Raw genomic sequence first — 21,137 nt, 5'->3', positions numbered from 1 at the left:
TTATTTAAAATTGATAACCGCGAGATCTTTTTGTTGAATGTTCTTAGCGGGATTACCAATTACTGTTATTTTCGTATTGTCGGATATTCTTCCAACCAATTTGCTTTTTACATTTATTTCTGCAGTGGCAACATCGGAAAGCTCAACATTTGCTTCAGATACTTCTAAAAACGGCGCAGTAAAGTCACTTGTATCACTGGCAGTTAAATGTAATGTATTACTAGTTCCTTTTAAATTTATCTTGGAAACATCGCTCACATTTACATTTAATTCATCGGTAATCACTGTGTTGGCTATAAGTTTAGAAACATCATTTAAATTAATGGATAATTTTGAAACTCGTAATTGAGAGTTTATGTCAACATTAACAAGATCATGAATGTCAAATGTTTCGATCTGAGGATTGTAAACATATACATTATAGAGATCAGGATCTTTAACGTTATCAATTTCAGAGATAGTTAATTTTCCGTTGGAATCATCAATTTTTAAGTTATCGATCAAGTTCTTATAAGATTCTATTACAATTCTCGGATTATTGCTGTCATATAAATAGATCAATCTATAGGAGCCATTGGCTAAAATTTCTTTTACAGGACTAATTTTAAGTTCCTTGGTGGTTACTTCTCCTTCTCCTTTAATTGAATGAGAACAAGAAAGTAAAACGATAGATAGTAAACATAAAATGCTATAATGTACTAATTTTTTCATGTTAATTAATATTTAGATATTGTGAAACCGTATAATCATCTTTTTTTCCTCGTTTTAATTGTACGATTAATTCTCCTAAAAATCCGGCAATAAATAACAAAGTACCTAAAATCATCATAGTTAAAGCTATGTAAAACAAAGGATCATTAGTAACCAGTTGAGCAGGAATTTTTTTCCATACTTTTATTAATTTATTGATGCCTATCCAAGCGGAGGATATAAAACCGATAATAAACATTAAAGTACCAATAAAACCAAAAAAATGCATAGGTCTTGTTCCAAAGGTGGACATAAACCAAACGGTAATTAAATCTAAAAATCCGCGTACGAATCGATTGGCACCAAATTTTGATTTTCCATATAGTCGCGCTTGATGAGGTACTTCCTTTTCAGTTATTTTAGTAAATCCCTCATTTTTCGCCAATACAGGTATGTAACGATGCATATCGCCGTGTACGTCGATGGCTTTAGCTACTTCATTTCTATAAGCTTTTAAACCATTATTAAAATCATGCAATTTGACCCCTGAAGTTATTTGAGCGGCTTTATTAAATAATTTAGAAGGAAGATTTTTTGTTAGAACATTGTCGTATCTTTTCTTCTTCCAACCGGAAACCAGGTCAAAACCATCTTCAACAATCATTTTCCTAAGTGCAGGAATTTCTTCGGGAAAATCTTGTAAATCGGCATCCATAGTTATGATTACTTCTCCTTTCACTACTTTAAAAGCAGCATTTAAAGCTTGAGATTTTCCGTAATTTTTAGCAAATTTAATACCTTTTACTTCCGCATATTGTTGGCTGAATTCTGAAATGATTTTCCAGGATAAGTCGGTGCTTCCATCATCTACGAAAATGATTTCATAAGTATAGTTTTCTTTTTCACATACGGCTTGTATGCGATTCAATAATTCTTGCAATGATTCTGCTTCATTGAGCAGGGGAATGACTATAGATAGTTGCATTAGGTTTTCTGGTTCTAAAAAATATTGACAAAAGTACGGATATTATAAAGTAAAAAAAGTATAGCACACTTAAAATAATGCAGGAATTTTTAAACGTGAAAAAAGATTCCTTTTCTGTTATTCTTGTTTGAATATTGTTTACGTATTCCTTATATTTTAACGTAATTTCTTCTGTTGGGTGTTCAATGGATGCATATTCGGAAGTAAGATTTTCCAACATTTTATTTAATCCTTGATTTTGCAAAAGTTGTTGCGCATCTTGATCTATATAATTGAAAAATAAAGTTATAAAAAGGAAGGAAAGAGTACCTCCTATAAACATCGTCGTAAATGAATATTGTAAACACGTTAGAAAAGAAAGTTTTTCATAATTAGTCAGTTTATATAGCAATAGTATCGATGCTAACGTATAAAGAGCAGGAAGAACAAAAAAATTTACCTGAATACTAATTATATAATAATTAAATCCTATAAAATAAAAATATACAGCAAAAAATAAAATAAGAGTAATTGCTGCCAATAATAATCCGTAATGCGTAGGTTTATTTTTCATATCGATATGAAAGCAAATTTAACGTTTTTTGCCATAATCGAAAAAATATCCTTTATTTATGCTTATAAATCGATTAGATTCTAAAGAATAAAAAATATACACCTGCAGAAACTTTTCAATGAAATTTTTTAAAATTTAAACAGGTGTAATAAAAAATAATTAGCCGGATTGAAAAAAAGTGGTTTTTATCGTGTTAACGGATAATATTTATCATGGATGTATTTATCAATCCAAGAGTAAAAATTAATTAATTCTTTAGTATTAATTTTACCCTCATTTCTCCATTCATTAAGAAGCACGCCCGATTGTTCCAATATTTCATTTTCAATCGATATAAGTTTAGGATAAACCGATACTAAAGTAGGAACATAAATATAATCAGATCCTTCTCCTTTTTGTATGGGAAATAATTTCTTTTTTATTGTTGTGGCCCATTCATCCATTGGTGTCGAATTGTTTGAATCAGCAGTTAAAACTTTGGGAAATATTTGATTGGAATTTAACCATAAAGGAATGCTAACAGAGCCCAGCGAAGAACCTAAAATAGTCCAGGCAGTAGTAAGTAAAGGCGTTTCGTTAGGTTTAACTCCTTGAATAACTACCACGGATGCAGTATAATAACGAGGTATAAAATCTCTGAAAGCTGAAAATTGCTCAGGATATTTGGTCAAGTCAACTTTGGTCAAACCATGAACTAAGGATCTGGAAACATTTTGTAAAAAGTATTTCGGAGTAAGAGAATTAGTAAGAGAGGCCGAATATAACAATTCCTGTGCGCGAAGGAATCTACTATATCCTTTACCATCTTCAGGTTTGCCTGAAAAAGAATAATTCGTACGTATCAGATATCCAAACGGTGCCACATCAGGATTATTAGCGTCGTATTTAACAAATCCCTGATTTCCTGTTTCATAATATGCAGCACCACCGTGTGCGTCAATAACTCCGAAATTGGAACTTAAGCGCAAAGGCTTTGGAAGATGGGAAAGTAAGTTTTCAAAGTCTTCAAGAGTGGAACAAGTTTCCAGTGCAAGTCTCATTATTTCTCCATCTTGTCTTTGATCCTCTTTTAATTCAGGATAATTGAGGTTATAGCTGTCAGAATTCATGATGGCAAATCCGGCACTATTATGTCCGTTCAGTATATTTTTATTGTCTTTATCCTCGGGGTTAGTCATTCCTATAAAAGAATATTTTCCACGATTGGAATAAACCATTCGACTATGTAGGGTGGTCGTGTCCCTGTTTTTATATAATAAAGGTCTTCCGTCAGGAGTGGCTTTACCGGATATCACGGCAGTAGTACAGCCGGATCCAATTGCCATTGAAAAAATTAAAATAGTTATAAGAAAATATTCTTTCATAGGTAAGATTTTAATTTATTAATTTTTCAATACTTTGTATAAGATCTTCTTCATCGATCAATCCTACTTTTTCCCATTGCGTTTTTTGGTTTTTATAAGCTATTAATTTTGGAAAACCATCTTTAATATAGGGTTTAGCTAGATTTTTATTTTCATCGCTGTTAATTTTGATAATTTTCACTTTGTTTTTATATTTTTCAGCTAAATTTTTAAACATAGGTTCCATTTTCAAACAAGGTCCGCACCACGGAGCATAAAAATCAATTAAAACTATGCGATCGGAAGAAATCATTTTTTTAAATTCTTCTTTAGATATTTTGTCTTCGGCTTCACCTACCACCGGTAGATTTTCAGTTTTCCAAGCATTGATTCCCCCTTTAAGGTCGTATAGATGAGTAAACCCTAAGTTTTTTAGAGAGTCAACCGTTGAAGCGGAACGTTTTCCTGATCTACAATAGATCATGTATGTTTTAGAAGGGTCCAGCTTACGAATTTTATCACTAAAAGAAGCATTTCTGTAATCTAAGTCGATAGCATTTTTGATATGTCCGGTTTCGAATTCTTCAGGTGTGCGGACATCAATCAATATACTATTTGAATTTTTTAATTTTTGTAAAAAATCTTTGGGCTCTAAAACCGAATTCACTTGTGCGGATATATACCATCCGAAAAGTAAGTTAATGGTTAAAATAATTTTTTTCATGGTTTTATTATAATTATAGATTAAAATTTAATCGAGTAAAAATATAACGACCATTAAAACCAAATTGACTGACATATCGAGAATAAACGAATTGTCCTTGATTACTATTGGCTTTTTTGGCTACTTTTTCGGGGTAGCAATTAAACAAATTATTTGCTCCTACGGTAAGTTTTAAAAAATCAGTTAATTTATAGGCTATAGAAGCATCCGTAATCCATCTTGGATTATAGTATTGTTGATTTGAAAGTATATTAGAAGGTTCCGTTACGCCTCCAAAATAATTATTTCGTAAAAATAAGTTCCATTTTTGGATAGCGTAAGTAAGTGAGATGTTAAATTTTTGATTAGGAATTACATTTTCTAAATACACTTTACTGGAGTTGCTGAAATATATATCTTTTTTATCTTTTAATAAACGGGAAGTATGAATCGAACCCACTTGTTGTGTATAGGAGATCGTTCCGGCTAAATCTATAAACAGTTTTCCATTTCCTAAAAGAGTATTATAGGAGAGGACAGCATCTATACCTTTAGTTTCCGTGTCAACAGCATTGGCAAAAAATCGAGCTTTTTGAGCTCCTGCTTGTTGCAATATTTGATAGATTTCTTTTTCTGAAGAGGAACCGTTGGGATCTCCGCTAAACAAATCGGTATATACAATTTTATCATTAATTCGAGTAAAATATCCGTCAAGGCTGAAATGGAATCTTCCAACTTTAGCCGAAAGTCCCGCACTCAAACTCCTGGATTTTTCCGGTTTGAGCTTGGGTATACCCAGAAGTTGAGCTACTTTACTGTCATTCGTAAAAGTTCCTACCTCATACATATTTCCGTTGACATATGAAGTCCCCGTACTGGAATAGTAACGTTGTTGTAAGGACGGAGCACGAAATCCGGTACTTCCCGAACCTCTGAAATTAAAAGAATTGGAAATTTTGTAACGAAGAGCTATTTTACCGTTAACGGTCGATCCGAAATCATTGTAATATTCATATCTTCCGGCCAAGTCCACCAGGAAAGATTGGTTAAAATTGATTTCAACATCTGTATAAGCGGCCAAAGAGTTTCTTTGAGAGTCCGTTGCATTTTGCGGAGAAAATCCTGCATTTCCTTGTGCTCCGCCCGGTATCGGTGTTTTACCGTCCGGTCCAAACTTCATAGGTATAGTGCCATTAATATCAGGTACGAGGGAAATACTGCCATCGGGATTGACTATTTCTCTGCCCATAGCATAATTGGCATAAGAAGCTTCTTCGCCGGCAATAATTTGGTATCTTTCATATCTGTATTCACCTCCCCATGCAATTCCTACGTCGGAAAGCCAATTAAATTTTTTTGACATATCTACATTGACCACGTTTTGTGTAAATTGTAGTTTTCCCCCACGGAAGGAGGTTGGAGACAGTTCGCCTAAAGAAGCATTTAACGTATTTTTCGCTTTATTAGTAAATGTATTTTGCCCGAAAGTATTGCTGACTTCCATTTTCCAACCTATGAACATTCCTTTTACCCCGAGAGTGGCTGATTTGTCATAAATACTTACTTCTGCTTGAGGTCTAAAACCTAAGGGATATATGGATGGTACATTATTTTCTGAATTTGGATATCTGTAAAATTGAGAAGCTGTGCTGTTTCTATATCCGAAAATTCCAAATGAATACACTTCCGTTTGAGTATTTAAGGGTAAAGAAGCATTATAAGCAACTTGCCCGTTTAATGCTTTAGATTGGCCGATAATTAAACTATAATCGCGACGATTGGTATGTGTAGTTTCCAAAAATTCATCGGTTTTATCTACAGGAACACCCGAAGTATACTCTTTATAAATGCTACCTTGATACATTCCGCCTCTGTTTGTCGGGTTTCTTCGGTCGAATGTTGCCGAAAAGTTGATATATCCTCCTTTTTCACTTAATGGAATACCATAATTTAAACCTATCTGTACAGCTTCTCCATCTTTGGAAGTTTTACCTTGAGCGCTATTTTTACTTATATATTCTCCGCCTGTAATTGTTGCACTAAATTTATTAATGGAAGTTTTTAAGATAATGTTAATCACTCCCGCTACGGCATCACTCCCGTATTGAGCAGCAGCTGCGTCTCTCAATATTTCGATTCGATCAATTGATGAAACGGGAATTGAATTTAAATCAGTACCGACTGTACCCTTACCAAAAGTTCCGTTGACATTTAATAAGGCAGAATTATATCTACGTTTGCCGTTTACTAAAACTAATACCTGATCCGGAGTTAAACCTCGTAAAGATATGGGATCTGTCATATCCGTTCCGCCTCCTAACGATTGAGTGGTAGAGGTAAATGAAGGTGCTACATAATTTAATATTTGATTGACACTGACTTGTGCTCCGTTTTCTGCTATTTTTTTAACATCAATAATATCTACCGGAGTGGGGGATTCCAATAAAGTTCTAGGTTTAGAGCGTGTACCCGTTACCACAACATTCTCAATCGTAAATGTTTTTATGGTAAAATCTACAATTTTTTGTTTTTCATTATTGATAGGTATTATTTCCGAAATTTCATCATGATCGGGCGTGGTAATAATAAATTTATATTTACCATTTGGAAGGGTGATTTCATACTTTCCATGAGCATCGGTTGATGTTTCCATGCCTATTTCTTCCACATTAATTTGTGCTCCTTTTATTTTTTCTTTTTTATCATTTTGTACCGTTCCTTTAACAAGGGTTTGCGCAGATAGAAACGAATAAAAGATACTAATAACCGCTACCAAAGTCTTACTAGTTAATTTTTTTTTCATGAAAAATTAAAATAATTACTACACTAAAAATATTTCCTACTTAACAGGTAGGAATAATGTCAAATGTAAAAAATTTATTTTATATTATTATACCTTTATAATTAAAATTTTATATTATTTTATTATTATTAATATATATAACTGATAATCAGTGTTATATATCTATTTAAAATTAAATTATTTATTTAAATAATTTAATTTTAAATATTTGTAAAAAATATAATTATAGTATGTATTTATGGTAATAATAAATATTTAAATAATTTTATTCTTTTATTTAAACATGATATCCTTCCTGAAAAAATGAGTATAATAAAGGACTTGAAAATTTTATATTCTTTTTTTATATCTGATGATACGAAATTTTTAAAATAAACGAATGTTTACGGTTTCGCATTATTAATAATTTGAGAGAGTAATAAAAGTATCTGATCTATAAAATCTGTGGTAACGATTTTTTATATACTATTTTTTTAATTACTTAAAGGTAATGGTTGTGATACTTAGGAAGAAATATTTAATCCTTACCAGGTTTCAATAACTAAAGGAAGAATTTTTTAGAATCAGATTTTGTGAATACATAAAGAATTAGGAAAAAAAAAGAATACTTTATTTAAATAAAAAATCCGGTTACGAACTAACCGGATTGATTTATAAAAAAAGATTTTTTTATTTAGCTTTCACAAGTTCAACTTTGAAAATAAGCCAAGCATTCGGAGGAATAACTCCACCACCGGCACCTTGAGCCCCATAACCTAAAGAAGGTGGAATTAAAAAGGTAGCTTTATCACCTTCATTTAATAATGAAATACCTTCTTCCCAACCTTTAATTACCATTCCTTTGCCCAAAGGAAATTCAATAGGTTCATTTCTTGCAAAAGAAGAATCAAATACACTTCCATTAGCTAAAGATCCTTCATAATGAACGGAAACAGTATCACCCGATTTTGCTTTTGCTCCTGAGCCTTTTTCATTAATTTTATAAAATAATCCACTAGGCGTTTCAGTCATATCAGCTTTTAATTCATCCAACTTGGCTGCAATCTGTTTTTGTTTTTCTTCCAGATATTTTTTATTTCTTTCGGAAATTAAATCTTTATTGTCTTTAAAAAATTGTGCAGCATCATAATTTTTATACTCGTCCCCTTTGGTAATTATAGAAACTTTTTCCATAATTACAGGATCAATCGGTTTATCTTGAGCTCCCGTTTTAACTCTAGCAATAACGTTAACGGTTTCTAAACCTTTAATAACTTCTCCGAAAATAGTATGTCGTCCATCCAACCACGGGGTAGGGACTTCTGTTATAAAAAACTGGCTTCCGTTGGTATTAGGACCGGAATTAGCCATTGATAAAATTCCTATTCCGGTATGCTTTAAATCATTTTTCTCGTCTTCAAATCTGTATCCCGGACCTCCCATTCCTGTTCCCTGAGGATCTCCGGTTTGAATCATAAAATCTTTAATGACTCTGTGAAATATAATACCGTCATAGAAAGGTTCCCCCGTTTTTTTGGCATCATTAGGAATTTTACCTTCTGCCAATCCTATAAAGTTAGCGACAGTTACCGGAGATTCATGATCAAAAAATTTAACCAACATATCTCCTTTATTGGTTTTAATATTTGCATATAAACCGCTTTGCAGCCCGTCATACGTTTGTTTGTCTATTTCCAATGTTTTGCAATTTATAAAGGTTAGTATTAATAAACAATATAGTACGATTTTATGTATCTTACGTATACTGTTATTTAGAAAATTCAAATTTACTAAATTAATTAGTATCTTATATTTTAAAGTTGATAAGAACGGTAATTCTTCAGCCATATGCACGAATTCAATATATTATTTATTTATATAAACGGCTATATTAACAAATTTTATTTTATATGATATTTTTTTTCAATCAATTAAACACATAAAGTTATAGAAAAACAATATAGATAAGATAAATTTCTATGTAGTCATTGACTGTAAAAAAACAAATTGTTTAGAAAAATAAACATTTTGCTATATGAAAATAGAAATATAATAATATAAAATTGCTTTATTGTTATAAATTATTATTAATATTAATGTAATTGATATTTTAATTAAATAATTTTTAAAAATTAAAAATAATAAAATAGGATAAAACCAGATAAATGGTATGGTGTTTGTTTATTAGTACAATGATTACAAACACACTAAAATAGTTTATATTAAAAAAGGCATTATTTTAATGTTTATTTAGTTTTTATTTCTTTAAAAACCTTGGCCTCTGTAAAAGGAGGCTTTTTTTATTGAATTTACTTTCTGTTTAATTGATCTAAAATTATTTATGATATCTTTTATTTAAATTAATAATAGTATTTTTGTTTTATTATTTTTGCAAGAAGATAAAAATCTTTATAAAATAGAAAATATTAAAGATAACTAATGATTAATACTATCAAAAAATATTTAGAAGAAGTAGAATCTTTTACTTCTCAAAAAACTGAGGATGTTGAACAGTTTAGAATTAAGTATTTAGGTAAAAAAGGAATTTTGAACGATCTGTTTCAAAAATTTAAAGAAGTACCTAATGAAAATAAAAAAGAATTTGGACAATTGATCAATAATTTAAAACAATCGGTTGCTCAAAAAATAAATACGTTAAAAGAGAATGTCGGCGAGTCTGCAAATGTCGGTTTGCAAGAAGATTTAACCCGTCCGGGACTAGCCTTGAATTTAGGAAGCAGACATCCCATTAACATTGTTAAGCATAAGATCATAAACATATTTAAAAAAATAGGTTTTTCAGTAGCTGATGGCCCTGAAATTGAAGATGATTGGCATAACTTCACCGCCTTAAATATGTCTGAGTATCATCCTGCAAGAGATATGCAAGATACTTTTTTTATCGAGAAAAATCCGGATAGGGTATTGAGAACTCACACTTCTTCTGTACAAATACGATATATGGAGCAAAATGAGCCGCCTATTCGTATATTGTCTCCCGGACGAGTTTACAGGAATGAAGATATATCGTCTCGATCTCATTGCATGTTCCACCAAATAGAGGGGTTATATATTGATACGGACGTATCCTTTGCAGATTTAAAACAAACCTTACAATATTTTACTTCAGAATTATTCGGTAAATCCGAAATTCGAATGAGACCTTCATATTTTCCCTTTACAGAACCCAGTGCAGAAGTAGATGTATATTGGGGATTGGAAACTGAAACCGATTATCGCATCACTAAAGGAACGGGTTGGTTGGAAATTCTAGGATGCGGAATGGTTGATCCTAATGTTCTAAAAAATGTTAATATAAATCCTGAAAAATACAGCGGTTTTGCCTTTGGTATGGGTATCGAAAGAATTGTCATGCTGATGTACCAAATTGGCGACATTCGAATGTTTACTGAAAATGATATACGAATGCTACAGCAATTTAAATATGAATTTTAAATTAAGCTAAATTTATAACTATTTGTAGATGTATCATATAAATAATAATTTTTAAATTTATTAATAAAGTATATTTACCTGGAACAAATTTTGAGCATTCAGTATCTAAATATACTTTATAAATTTAAAAATTATTATGGAAAAAAAAGTAGCAGATCAATTAGTTGAAATACTAGTTGATGCCGGTATAAAAAGGATTTATGCTGTAACAGGCGATAGTTTAAATGAGCTTAACAGGGCCATTAAAAAAAACGGAAAAATACAATGGATCCATGTTAGGAATGAAGAAGCCGGAGCCTTTGCTGCCGCAGCCGAAGCTGAATTGGAAGGCATTGCTTGTTGTGCCGGTAGTTCCGGACCCGGGCATGTACATTTAATTAATGGATTGTATGAAGCAAACAGGGCAAATGTACCTGTTATCGCTATTGCCTCCACGTGTGGAACAAGAGAATTTGGTACAGATTATTTTCAAGAAACTAATATAACCAAACTATTTGATGATTGCAGTGTATACAACCAAATTGCAACATTACCGGAACAAGCCCCTAGAATGTTACAAAGAGCAATTCAAAATGCTATATCTAAAAAAGGCGTAGCCGTTTTCGGGTTACCCGGTGATTTAGAATCAAAACCGGCGGAAGATATTTTGAGTTCTTTAAAAGTTTATCAAAACGAACCTATTTTAAGACCATCCGATAAAGAACTACAAGAGTTGGCAGATGTTCTTAATGAACATGATAAAGTTACCATTTATTGCGGTATCGGTGCTTCGAAAGCTCACAAAGACTTGGTAAAACTTGCAGGTAAATTGAAAGCTCCTGTAGGATATTCTTTTAGAGGTAAAATGGGTATACAATATGATAATCCTTATGAAGTGGGCATGACCGGATTATTAGGGTTGCCTTCTGCATTCCAAAGTATGCACGAAGCGGATGTAGTACTACTTTTGGGTACAGATTTTCCGTATGCGAATTTTATGCCTTCCAATAAAAAAATAATTCAGATTGACGAAAGGGCAGACCGTTTAGGCAGAAGAGCTAAAGTAGATATGGGATTGTGCGGAAAAATTGAAGATACTTTATCTGTATTATTGCCTTTGATTGAAGATAAACAAGATGATTCTTTTCTTAAAAAACAGCTGAAAAAATACGATAAAGTTAAAGAAGATTTAGATGTATATGTTAAAGATCCGGGAAAAGAAAATTTAATTCATCCCGAATATGTAGCCTCAGTTATCAATAATCTAGCAGCTAAAGATGCCATATTTACCGTAGATACCGGTATGTGCTGTGTATGGGGGGCGCGATATATTCATGCCACAGGAGAAAGAAAAATGTTAGGTTCTTTCAGTCACGGTACGATGGCCAATGCCATGCCGATGTCCATAGGAGCATCCTTATCTCATCCTGACAGACAAATTATAGCTTTTTGCGGAGATGGTGGTATTTCAATGCTTTTAGGGGATTTAGCCACTATATATCAATATAAATTGCCTGTCAAATTATTTGTGTTTAATAATCGATCGTTAGGAATGGTAAAACTTGAAATGGAAGTGGATGGTATCCCTGACAATGAAACCGATATGGTAAATCCTGATTTTGCCATGATAGCAATGGCTATGGGCTTTAAAGGAATAAATGTCAATAAGCCTGAAGAGGTTGAAGGAGCTGTAAAAGAAGCATTTTCAACAGAAGGTCCGGTTTTAGTTAATGTAATGACCGATCCCAATTCACTTGCTTTACCGCCTAAAATTGAATGGAGCCAAATTAAAGGTATGACAACTTCCATGACTAAAATGATGCTTGGAGGAAATATTAAAGAAGTGGTTGACACAATTCAAAGCAATATTAAACATATAAAATCCTTAATTTAAAGGATAAGCAACCGAATATCTTAATGAAACAGAAAATCTAATTTAGATTTTCTGTTTTTATAATTAACGCTAGGTATACATTTACTTTATTTCTTACATTTGTAAGCATATGTTCAACGAATTCGGTAAATTTATTAAGCTTACTACCTTTGGTGAAAGTCATGGACCGGCACTGGGAGGCGTAATTGATGGTTTTCCAGCTGGATTATCCGTTAATTTTGATGAAATACAAAAAGAATTGGATCGCAGAAAACCCGGACAATCGAAAATTGTAACTCAACGAAAAGAAGACGATAAGGTAGAATTTCTTTCCGGCATTTTTGAAGGAAAAACAACAGGACAAGCGATTGGATTTGTTATTAAAAATACCAATCAAAAATCCAATGATTACGATCATAATACCGGTATTTTCAGACCTTCACATGCAGACTTCACTTATTTTCAAAAATATGGAATCAGAGACCATCGAGGCGGAGGAAGAACCTCAGCAAGGGAAACAGCTAACTGGGTTGTTGCCGGAGCTTTAGCTAAACAATTACTATCCTCAATATCTATTCATGCATTTGTTTCTTCAGTAGGTGAAATTACTTTGAAAAAGAATATACATGAACTGGATTTAAGCCAAACGGAATCTAATATAGTCCGATGTCCTGATTGGGAAACTGCTGAACAAATGATTCAGAAAATAGCTGAAATTAAAAAGGATGGAGATACTATTGGCGGAGTCATAACCTGTATGATTAAAAATGTTCCAATGGGTTTAGGCGAACCGATTTTTGATAAATTATCTGCCAGATTGGCTCAAGGAATGATGAGTATAAATGCAGCTAAAGGTTTTGAAATTGGCAGCGGCTTTGCAGGTACTCGGTTAAAAGGTTCCGAACACAACGATATTTTTACTCAAGGAGGAAAAACACTGACGAATAATTCGGGAGGTATACAAGGGGGAATATCCAATGGTATGGATATTATTTTTAAAGTTGCCTTTAAGCCGGTTGCTACCATTATGAAAGAGCAACAAACGATAAATGAAAACGGAAATGTATGTTCAATTAAAGGGAAGGGAAGACATGATCCTTGTGTAGTTCCCAGGGCAGTTCCTATTGTAGAAGCTATTGCAGCTTTTATTTTGGCTGACTTTTGGTTGATGAATAAAGTTAGAAAAATTTAATTTTTTATCTTTAAAATAAACCTTTAAATACTATTGGCAATAACTATCCTTTACCGGTTGAAATACTATTTGAAGATATCTTTCGTTTAACTAACCAAGAATATACATAACTATATTTTCGATTTATCGGTTAAATAAAGAACATATAAAATTATGTATTTGAAAACATGTAATTTTTATAATTAATAAAGATTACCAAACTATAAAATGGTAACAGCTAATAAATATACGATGGATTCAATAAAATTAGAAAACTATTGGGACAAAGGAGTGTCTTACGCTGAATATAAAGATATTATAGAGATTCAAGCAAAAGAAGGTTTACTTTCTAAAAATGAAGATATTATAAAACTTGCTGAATACACACGTTTAAATTTGAGCCGAATCCATAGGAATGATAAAACGCTCGTATTGGATGAATCAGTGAGTTCGGGCTTGAAGAAAATTAGTCGTAAAATTCATATATTAGTCATATCCGAAGGATGGTGTGGAGATGCAGCGCAAATAGTGCCGGTAGTCAATAAAATTTGCGAATCATCCGAGAGGCTGGACATGAGAATTTTTTTTAGAGATCAAGATGAATTATTGATTAATCAATATCTCACTAATGGAGGAAAGGCAATTCCCATTGTAATTTTTATTGATGCGGAAACTTCCGCAGAAATTGCTCATTGGGGGCCTCGTCCTAAACCTTGTGCTCCTTTCCTAAAAAAATATAAAACAGATCCTGAAAATTATACCCATGATGATTTTGCAAAAGATATTCAAGGATTCTATAACAAGGATAAGGGACGTACCATTTCGGAAGAATTGTTGGAAAAGATTTTACAGTAAAAATATTTAATTTTTTCGAAAATCTATAGTATTCTTTACATTAGTTATTATAAATCTTTATTTTTTTAATTTGGCAAAAGTTCTTGTCTAATGCTATCCTTGTAAATATTAAAAATACTCATTGCTTCAATGTTTTAGAGGGATACTAGTTTTTTCGTATACACATATTTTGATTTATATAGCTAGTTCATAGGCTAAATTATAATTTTATATATTTGTCACAAATTTTTCGAGTATGAAATGTGGAATTGTTGGTCTACCCAATGTAGGGAAATCTACTTTATTTAATTGTTTATCTAATGCAAAAGCACAATCGGCTAATTATCCGTTCTGTACCATCGAACCGAATGTAGGTACAGTTTCTGTGCCTGATTTAAGGTTAAATAAACTTGAAGAATTAGTAGTGCCGGAAAGGGTAGTGCCTGCCGTAGTGGAAATAGTAGATATTGCCGGTTTAGTTAAAGGAGCCAGTAAAGGAGAAGGTTTGGGAAATCAATTTTTAGCTAATATCAGAGAGACCCATGCAATAATCCATGTGTTGCGTTGTTTTCAAAATGATAATATTACCCATGTTGAAGGAACTATAGATCCGGTTAGAGATAAAGAAATTATTGATATTGAGCTGCAACTTAAAGATTTGGAAACCATTGAAAAAAAATTGGATAAATCCAAAAGAGCAGCTAAAGCAGGAAATAAAGAAGAGCAGCAAATTGTGTCTGTGTTGGAAAAGTTGAGAGCTTTTATTGAAGAAGGTAAAAATGCACGAGAATTCGAAACAGATTCGATTTCAGAGCCGATTATTGCAGAATTACAACTCTTGACCTTTAAACCTATCATGTATGTGTGTAATGTAGATGAAAAATCAGCAAAAGAGGGCAATGAATTTGTTGAAAAGGTAAAAGAAAAGGTAAAAAACGAAAAGGCGGAAGTGATCGTATTAGCGGCTCAAATTGAGGCAGACATTTCTGAATTGGAAACCTATGAAGAGCGTAAAATATTTTTAGAAGAATTAAATTTAGAAGAACCGGGAGTAAATCGCTTGATTCGCCAAGCATACAAACTCTTAACTTTACAAACTTATTTTACTGCCGGAGTTAAAGAAGTTAGAGCTTGGACAATTGAAAAAGGATGGACAGCTCCTCAAGCTGCCGGAGTAATACATTCTGATTTTGAAAAAGGATTTATTAGAGCTGAAGTTATTTCCTATCAAGATTTTGTAACTTACGGATCGGAAGCTAAAGTTAAAGAAGCCGGAAAATTATCGGTTGAAGGTAAAGAATATATCGTTAACGATGGAGATATTATTCATTTCCGATTTAATGTTTAAGCTATTTTAATATCAATCATTTAGTTTTAAACTATATTTTTAAAACACGTCTCCTTTATTTAGCATAGATTATAAATAAAGAAACACATATTTGAATACATTATAAAATTATTCAGCTATTTGTTATAAAACTTTTTAGTATTTAAAAGAATTTTAAATTTACGTATAGTATTTGTACAATTAAATAAGAATTATTAATTTTGCACCCAATTGATTAACCTCTGACGAAAGACGTGAATGTTATTCAATTTTATAACTGTTATATTTTTTAAATGGAACCATTAATTAAGTACGTACAGGATAAGTACATCGCAAAAAAAGAATTTCCAAAATTTGGAGCCGGGGATACCCTAACTGTTTATTACGAAATTAAAGAAGGTAATAAAACAAGAACCCAGTATTTTAAAGGGGTAGTTATTCAGGTTAAAGGAACCGGAGCAACCAAAACATTCACTATCAGAAAAATGAGCGGTGATGTAGGGGTTGAAAGAGTTTTTCCTATTAATATGCCTGCGCTTCAAAATATTGAAGTTAACAGAAGAGGAAAAGTACGTAGAGCAAGAATTTACTATTTTAGAGATCTACGCGGTAAAAAAGCAAGAATTAAAGATGCTAGAGTTAAATAATATTACTTTTAGCATTTATTTTAAAATAAAAGAGGAAAATTTTAATTTTCCTCTTTTTTTTGGTTTTTACTTTCCTTTTTAAAATTAATTTTCGAATACTTCAAACGTATGATCTTCGTATATAATTAAGATTTTTTCTATTTTTTTCTTATTATTTTTCGTTTTCTGCAGGATTGAATTTTTAATTATTTGATCTTCTGTCTGAGAATTTTCTTTTACGCGATTCTCAGGTGCCTGAATAGTATTATCATTATTAGAGTGTGAAGAATCTTTTTGTTTTTGATCCATTTCATCTAAAGAAAAGAGTGTAGGGGATGGTTGTTCCTGAAGCGTTTTATTTTCTAAATCTAAACTTTCCTTTTTATTATTTTCCAATTGAGATTTCAAAGGTTTTCCTTTTCCTAAAATAAGCCATTCAGAATTTATTTCAGGAAAAACAGATAGAGTTCTTTCTAAAAAATCTAATGAAGGTTTATTTCGAGCAGAAGTGATATGCGAAATGCTCGATCGTTGGACATTTATCTTATCTGCAAATTCTCCTGATGTTAAACCTAATATTTCTATGAGTGTAGCTATTCTTTTATCAATTTCCATGATTTACAAATGTTAACTATTTACATATGTGAAATAGAGTAATAAATACAAAGTTACTAAAAATACCATTGATTCTGTCAAAAAATAACTTAAAGTTAACTTTAATAAAAACATTAAATAAATATATATAAAATACTGGTAAATAAATTATTAAATATTTTTTAATAAGAAATTAAATAAAATAATTCATAATTATATGACACAATATCAGAACTAACAATTTATGAAAGAAGATAGTTTTACAAATGTAAATTACAAATGTAAATAAAGAAAACTGTGTATAATTGAATATCTTTGTAAAAAATATAATTATGTCTGCAGAGTTTAAAATCTTTGATTTAAATGAAAATTTAAGTATCGAAGAAAATTTTAAAAATAGATATGTAAACCCTTCGGAGCTTTCCGATTTTTTAATGAATAATTATAAAAGTTTACTTACAGAAATTGGAAGATCGGAACTTAATAAACCTATATATAAATTGACTTTAGGAAAAGGACCTAAAAATATATTACTATGGACCCAAATGCACGGGAACGAAACAACGGGTACCTTAAGTTGTCTAGATTTGCTTAAATTTTTTGAAAGTGAAAATAATTGCTCACATGAAATTCTCAGCAAGTTTACCCTCGATATTATTTTCATGTTAAATCCGGATGGAGCTGAAATTTGGACACGAAGAAATCGTTTAGGAATTGATATTAATCGGGATTTTTTAGCCGCTTCATCAATAGAAATGCAAGTATTAAAAAAAACTGCAAGTGAAAAAAAATATGATTTAGCGTTTAATCTACACGATCAAAGAACTATATTCGGTGTAGAAGGAAAAAAAGAACCGGCCACCCTGGCTTTTTTATCGCCATCGGAATCGGTTGATAGAAAGGTGACTGAAACACGAAAAAAATCGATGGGATTAATAGCTGATATTTATCAAGAAATTTCAAAACTTCTACCTAATAAGATATCGAGGTTTACCGATGAATTTTATCCAAGATCCGTCGGTGATAATTTTCAAAAATTAGGAATTCCTACTATACTGTTTGAAGGCGGGCATTTTCCCAAAGATTATTATCGTCAAAAAACCAGACGATATTTTACATTATCGTTGATTACTGCTCTATATTATGCCTCTGTTAAGGATGAATGGCAAAAGGGGTATGAATTATATAATGAAATACCTAATAATTCTTTATCATTTTTTGATATTATATTTAGAAATGTACGCATACGTGAAGATAAAAAAGAAACAGTTGATATTGGTATACAATATGTAGAAAAGATTACTAAGGGAGAAAATGAACTTTCATTTATTGCCAAGATAGAAGACATTGGAGACCTTTCATTCATGTATGGACATGAAGAAATTGATGCAGAAGGAAGATGTATCGTTTTCGCGGACTCTGCCATACAGTTTCCTAAAATAGGCATCTTGGCTGATTTTAAGTTAGATGAGTGGATTATTGTAAATGGAAAAAAATTGGATACATTTGTTTAGAAGTTACTTATCAATATATTCAAACATAATAATTTATATTAATATTAGCGGAAAAAATTGTTTAATACTTGAAATAATTCATTTACCGGCCCTTTAGATAGTAAATCATAATAGCATTATATAGAGTTTATATAGACTTACACATAGTCTCAAAGATAAATTTAGTAACTTTGCCCGGTTAATTATATATGATAAAGATGACAGAAAATACAGATATATTAGAAACTATTATTATAGGTTCCGGCCCTGCAGGATTTACGGCTGCAATTTATGCTGCCAGAGCAGAAATGAATCCTCTTATGATCACCGGTTTAGAATTAGGAGGACAGCTAACGACTACCACCGAAGTTGAAAATTTTCCCGGATATCCCGACGGGATCACCGGTCCTGAAATGATGATTCATTTACAAAAACAAGCCGAAAAATTCGGCACACAAGTTATCATCGATACCGTATCAGAGGTTGAATTAGGAAAAAATGTTGGAGACATACATGTAGTAAAAACTATATCGGGAAAAGAATTTAAAACGAAGACTATTATCATTGCAACAGGTGCAAGTGCAAAATATTTAGGTAAAGATTTTGAAAAAACCTATAGAGGAGGCGGAGTTTCTGCTTGTGCCACTTGTGACGGATTTTTCTACAGAGGTAAAAATGTGGTAGTTGTAGGAGGCGGAGATACGGCAGCAGAGGAAGCCACGTATTTAGCAAAAATATGTAAGACTGTTTATATGGTTGTACGTAAAGATTATTTAAAAGCTTCTAAAATTATGCAAGAACGAGTAGACCTTACCACTAATATTGTACTTATGTATAATACCGAATTGCATGATTTGAAAGGCGATAATAACTTGGTTTCTCAAGCAGTGGTTATAGATAATTTAAACAAAGAAGAAAAAGTATTGGATGTAGACGGAATATTTATTGCTATCGGACATAAACCCAATACCGAGATATTTAAAGGTAAATTGGAAATGGACGAAACCGGATATTTACATGTTAAGCCATTTAGTACAGAAACAAATATTCCGGGAGTTTTTGCGGCGGGAGATGTTGCAGATAAAAAATACAGACAAGCAATTACTGCCGCAGGAGCAGGTTGTATGGCTGCTTTGGATGCAGAAAAATATGTATCGTCCCTAGATCATCATTAAATTTAAGCCGGTCTTGATGATTGTATGAATTATCCCAGCAAAATATTAGAAAAAGCAGTTGAAGAAATTTCACAACTTCCGGGTATTGGTAGGAGGACGGCCCTACGTTTAGCCTTGCATTTATTGGATATACCTGAAATTCAGGCAGATAATTTATCAAAATCAATTAGTCAGTTAGTACATGAAATAAAACACTGTAAATTGTGCAACAATCTATCTGATACTGAGATCTGTACCATCTGTGCAAATCCGTATCGAAATGAAAAAATTATCTGTGTGGTTGAAGATGTAAGAGATGTAATGGCAATAGAAAGTACCCAACAGTTCAATGGAAAATATCATGTATTGGGGGGAAGAATTTCCCCTATGGAAGGAGTTAGCGCAACCGATTTGTGTATCAATCCGCTAATTGAGAGAATTAAAGAACAGGGAACAGAGGAAATTATATTTGCATTAAGTGCTACTATAGAAGGAGACACAACCATGTTTTATTTGTATAAAGTATTGAATGATTCTCATATAAAATTCACGGCAATAGCAAGGGGAATAGGAGTTGGTGATGAACTTGAATATACGGATGAGTTAACTTTAATACGTTCCATACAAAACAGAGTACCTTATAAACAAGGAATTAAGTAGTTCTTATAGTAATTAAAAAATAATTAATGAATTTGAAACAACTTTCAATTATTATTGTTAATTATAATGTAAAAGATCTTTTAAAAAATTGCATTCAAAGTTGTTTACATGCAATAAAAACAATTGATGCAGAAATTATTATTGTAGACAATAATTCCAATGACGGAAGCAAAGAATTTATAACGCGAGTATTTCATCAAGTTAAATGGATTCAAAACTCGGCAAATTTAGGTTTCTCTAAAGCAAATAATATAGGTGTGACGTATTCAAAGGGAAACTATTTACTAATTCTCAATCCCGATACTATTGTTAAGCCAGATGTTTTTGAAAAAATTATACCTTTTGCCGAACATGCAAAAAAATTTGGAGCCTTAGGGGTTCGAATTACCGATGAACACAATCAGTATCAACCGGAATCAAAAAGAAATTATCCGAATCCTAAAAATACATTTGATAAGTTATTCAGCCAATTATTTTTTAGTAAATCAACAAAATCTAAAGGCTATTATAATACGGAATTGGGTGAATATGATATAGGAAAAGTGGAAATTTTAACAGGATGTTTTTTCTTTACCACAAAAAAAATATATACTGAAGTAGGAGGTTTCGATGAATCTTATTTTATGTATGGTGAAGATATCGATCTAAGTTATACTATTTTAAAAGCCGGTTATCAAAATTATTATTACGGGAAATCTTCTATAATACATTATAAAGGAGCGGCAACTAGAATAGATAAATCGTATTACAAAAATTTCTATAATGCTATGGAAATTTTTGTAAGAAAATATTTTAAAAAGCCTTTTGTAATGTATATTTTTTTATTGTTCGGTTTAAAAATAAGATATTTTTTAGCTTTACTAATATTTAGCATGCGAAGAAAAAAATAATATAATATTTATAAAATAATGCTC

At 31.6% G+C, this 21,137-nt stretch carries 18 protein-coding genes; 10 read left to right on the top strand and 8 right to left on the bottom strand.

All coding sequences use genetic code 11. From position 1 onward, the window contains the following. The 7 genes from GYM72_RS05085 to GYM72_RS05055 all read right to left on the bottom strand — a co-directional run bounded on the left by GYM72_RS05085 (position 1) and on the right by GYM72_RS05055 (position 8,754). On the bottom strand, positions 1 to 711 hold the full coding sequence (locus GYM72_RS05085; RefSeq protein ID WP_220263654.1) for a GIN domain-containing protein: 711 nt from the start codon (positions 709 to 711) through the stop codon (positions 1 to 3). A gap of 1 nt (position 712) precedes the next feature. Next, entirely contained in the window at positions 713 to 1,675 is a 963-nt protein-coding gene (locus GYM72_RS05080) for a glycosyltransferase family 2 protein (protein WP_160543233.1), read from the bottom strand. Next, entirely contained in the window at positions 1,641 to 2,228 is a 588-nt protein-coding gene (locus tag GYM72_RS05075; protein ID WP_220263653.1) for a DUF4199 family protein, read from the bottom strand. The genes GYM72_RS05080 and GYM72_RS05075 overlap by 35 nt, the downstream gene beginning before the upstream one ends. 185 nt (positions 2,229 to 2,413) lie before the next feature. Continuing rightward, the gene (locus tag GYM72_RS05070) at positions 2,414 to 3,592 is read right to left on the bottom strand and encodes a carcinine hydrolase/isopenicillin-N N-acyltransferase family protein (RefSeq protein WP_220263652.1); all 1,179 of its coding nucleotides are present in this window, start codon (positions 3,590 to 3,592) and stop codon (positions 2,414 to 2,416) included. Positions 3,593 to 3,602: 10 nt separating this feature from the next. Next, on the bottom strand, positions 3,603 to 4,295 hold the full coding sequence (locus GYM72_RS05065) for a thioredoxin domain-containing protein (RefSeq protein ID WP_220233178.1): 693 nt from the start codon (positions 4,293 to 4,295) through the stop codon (positions 3,603 to 3,605). 13 nt (positions 4,296 to 4,308) lie between these two features. Then, the gene (locus tag GYM72_RS05060) at positions 4,309 to 7,077 is read right to left on the bottom strand and encodes a TonB-dependent receptor (RefSeq protein ID WP_220263651.1); all 2,769 of its coding nucleotides are present in this window, start codon (positions 7,075 to 7,077) and stop codon (positions 4,309 to 4,311) included. Positions 7,078 to 7,746: 669 nt separating this feature from the next. After that, positions 7,747 to 8,754 carry a peptidylprolyl isomerase gene (locus tag GYM72_RS05055; RefSeq protein ID WP_255571443.1) on the bottom strand — a complete coding sequence of 336 codons (1,008 nt, stop codon included), beginning with the start codon at positions 8,752 to 8,754 and terminating at the stop codon, positions 7,747 to 7,749. Between the two features lie 741 nt (positions 8,755 to 9,495). On the opposite strand from GYM72_RS05055, the gene pheS reads away from it, so the two are divergent. From pheS to rplS, 6 genes are all read left to right on the top strand, one after another. Continuing rightward, complete coding sequence (gene pheS / locus GYM72_RS05050; RefSeq protein WP_166003841.1) at positions 9,496 to 10,512, top strand: phenylalanine--tRNA ligase subunit alpha; 1,017 nt, start codon at positions 9,496 to 9,498, stop codon at positions 10,510 to 10,512. 136 nt (positions 10,513 to 10,648) lie between these two features. After that, entirely contained in the window at positions 10,649 to 12,385 is a 1,737-nt protein-coding gene (locus GYM72_RS05045) for a thiamine pyrophosphate-dependent enzyme (protein ID WP_220263649.1), read from the top strand. 109 nt (positions 12,386 to 12,494) lie between these two features. Continuing rightward, positions 12,495 to 13,556 carry a chorismate synthase gene (gene aroC, locus GYM72_RS05040; RefSeq protein WP_220263648.1) on the top strand — a complete coding sequence of 354 codons (1,062 nt, stop codon included), beginning with the start codon at positions 12,495 to 12,497 and terminating at the stop codon, positions 13,554 to 13,556. 231 nt (positions 13,557 to 13,787) lie between these two features. Continuing rightward, the gene (locus tag GYM72_RS05035; protein ID WP_220263647.1) at positions 13,788 to 14,390 is read left to right on the top strand and encodes a thioredoxin family protein; all 603 of its coding nucleotides are present in this window, start codon (positions 13,788 to 13,790) and stop codon (positions 14,388 to 14,390) included. 235 nt (positions 14,391 to 14,625) lie between these two features. Further along, complete coding sequence (gene ychF / locus GYM72_RS05030; protein ID WP_220263646.1) at positions 14,626 to 15,717, top strand: redox-regulated ATPase YchF; 1,092 nt, start codon at positions 14,626 to 14,628, stop codon at positions 15,715 to 15,717. A 272-nt stretch (positions 15,718 to 15,989) separates the two neighbouring features. Continuing rightward, complete coding sequence (gene rplS, locus GYM72_RS05025) at positions 15,990 to 16,343, top strand: 50S ribosomal protein L19 (RefSeq protein WP_105297718.1); 354 nt, start codon at positions 15,990 to 15,992, stop codon at positions 16,341 to 16,343. 84 nt (positions 16,344 to 16,427) lie between these two features. On the opposite strand, the gene GYM72_RS05020 is transcribed toward rplS, so the two are convergent. Then, positions 16,428 to 16,937 carry a helix-turn-helix domain-containing protein gene (locus GYM72_RS05020; protein ID WP_220263645.1) on the bottom strand — a complete coding sequence of 170 codons (510 nt, stop codon included), beginning with the start codon at positions 16,935 to 16,937 and terminating at the stop codon, positions 16,428 to 16,430. 311 nt (positions 16,938 to 17,248) lie between these two features. Between GYM72_RS05020 and GYM72_RS05015 the strand changes: the two genes are divergently transcribed. The 4 genes from GYM72_RS05015 (at position 17,249) to GYM72_RS05000 (ending at position 21,113) form a co-directional block, all read left to right on the top strand. Beyond that, positions 17,249 to 18,430: a M14 family zinc carboxypeptidase gene (locus GYM72_RS05015; RefSeq protein ID WP_220263644.1), complete on the top strand. Its 1,182-nt coding sequence runs from the start codon at positions 17,249 to 17,251 to the stop codon at positions 18,428 to 18,430. Positions 18,431 to 18,627: 197 nt separating this feature from the next. Continuing rightward, entirely contained in the window at positions 18,628 to 19,584 is a 957-nt protein-coding gene (trxB, locus tag GYM72_RS05010) for a thioredoxin-disulfide reductase (protein ID WP_220263643.1), read from the top strand. Positions 19,585 to 19,608: 24 nt separating this feature from the next. Beyond that, positions 19,609 to 20,223, top strand: coding sequence for a recombination mediator RecR (recR, locus tag GYM72_RS05005; protein ID WP_220263642.1), 615 nt, complete (start codon positions 19,609 to 19,611; stop codon positions 20,221 to 20,223). Positions 20,224 to 20,249: 26 nt separating this feature from the next. Continuing rightward, positions 20,250 to 21,113, top strand: a complete 864-nt coding sequence (locus GYM72_RS05000) for a glycosyltransferase family 2 protein (RefSeq protein ID WP_220263641.1) — start codon at positions 20,250 to 20,252, stop codon at positions 21,111 to 21,113. Positions 21,114 to 21,137: the final 24 nt, after the last annotated feature.

Source organism: Apibacter sp. ESL0404, from assembly GCF_019469245.1.
In the GTDB taxonomy this organism is placed as follows: Bacteria; Bacteroidota; Bacteroidia; order Flavobacteriales; family Weeksellaceae; genus Apibacter.
Note: the sequence above shows the minus strand (reverse complement) of the source record. Positions and strands in the feature narration are given on the sequence as shown.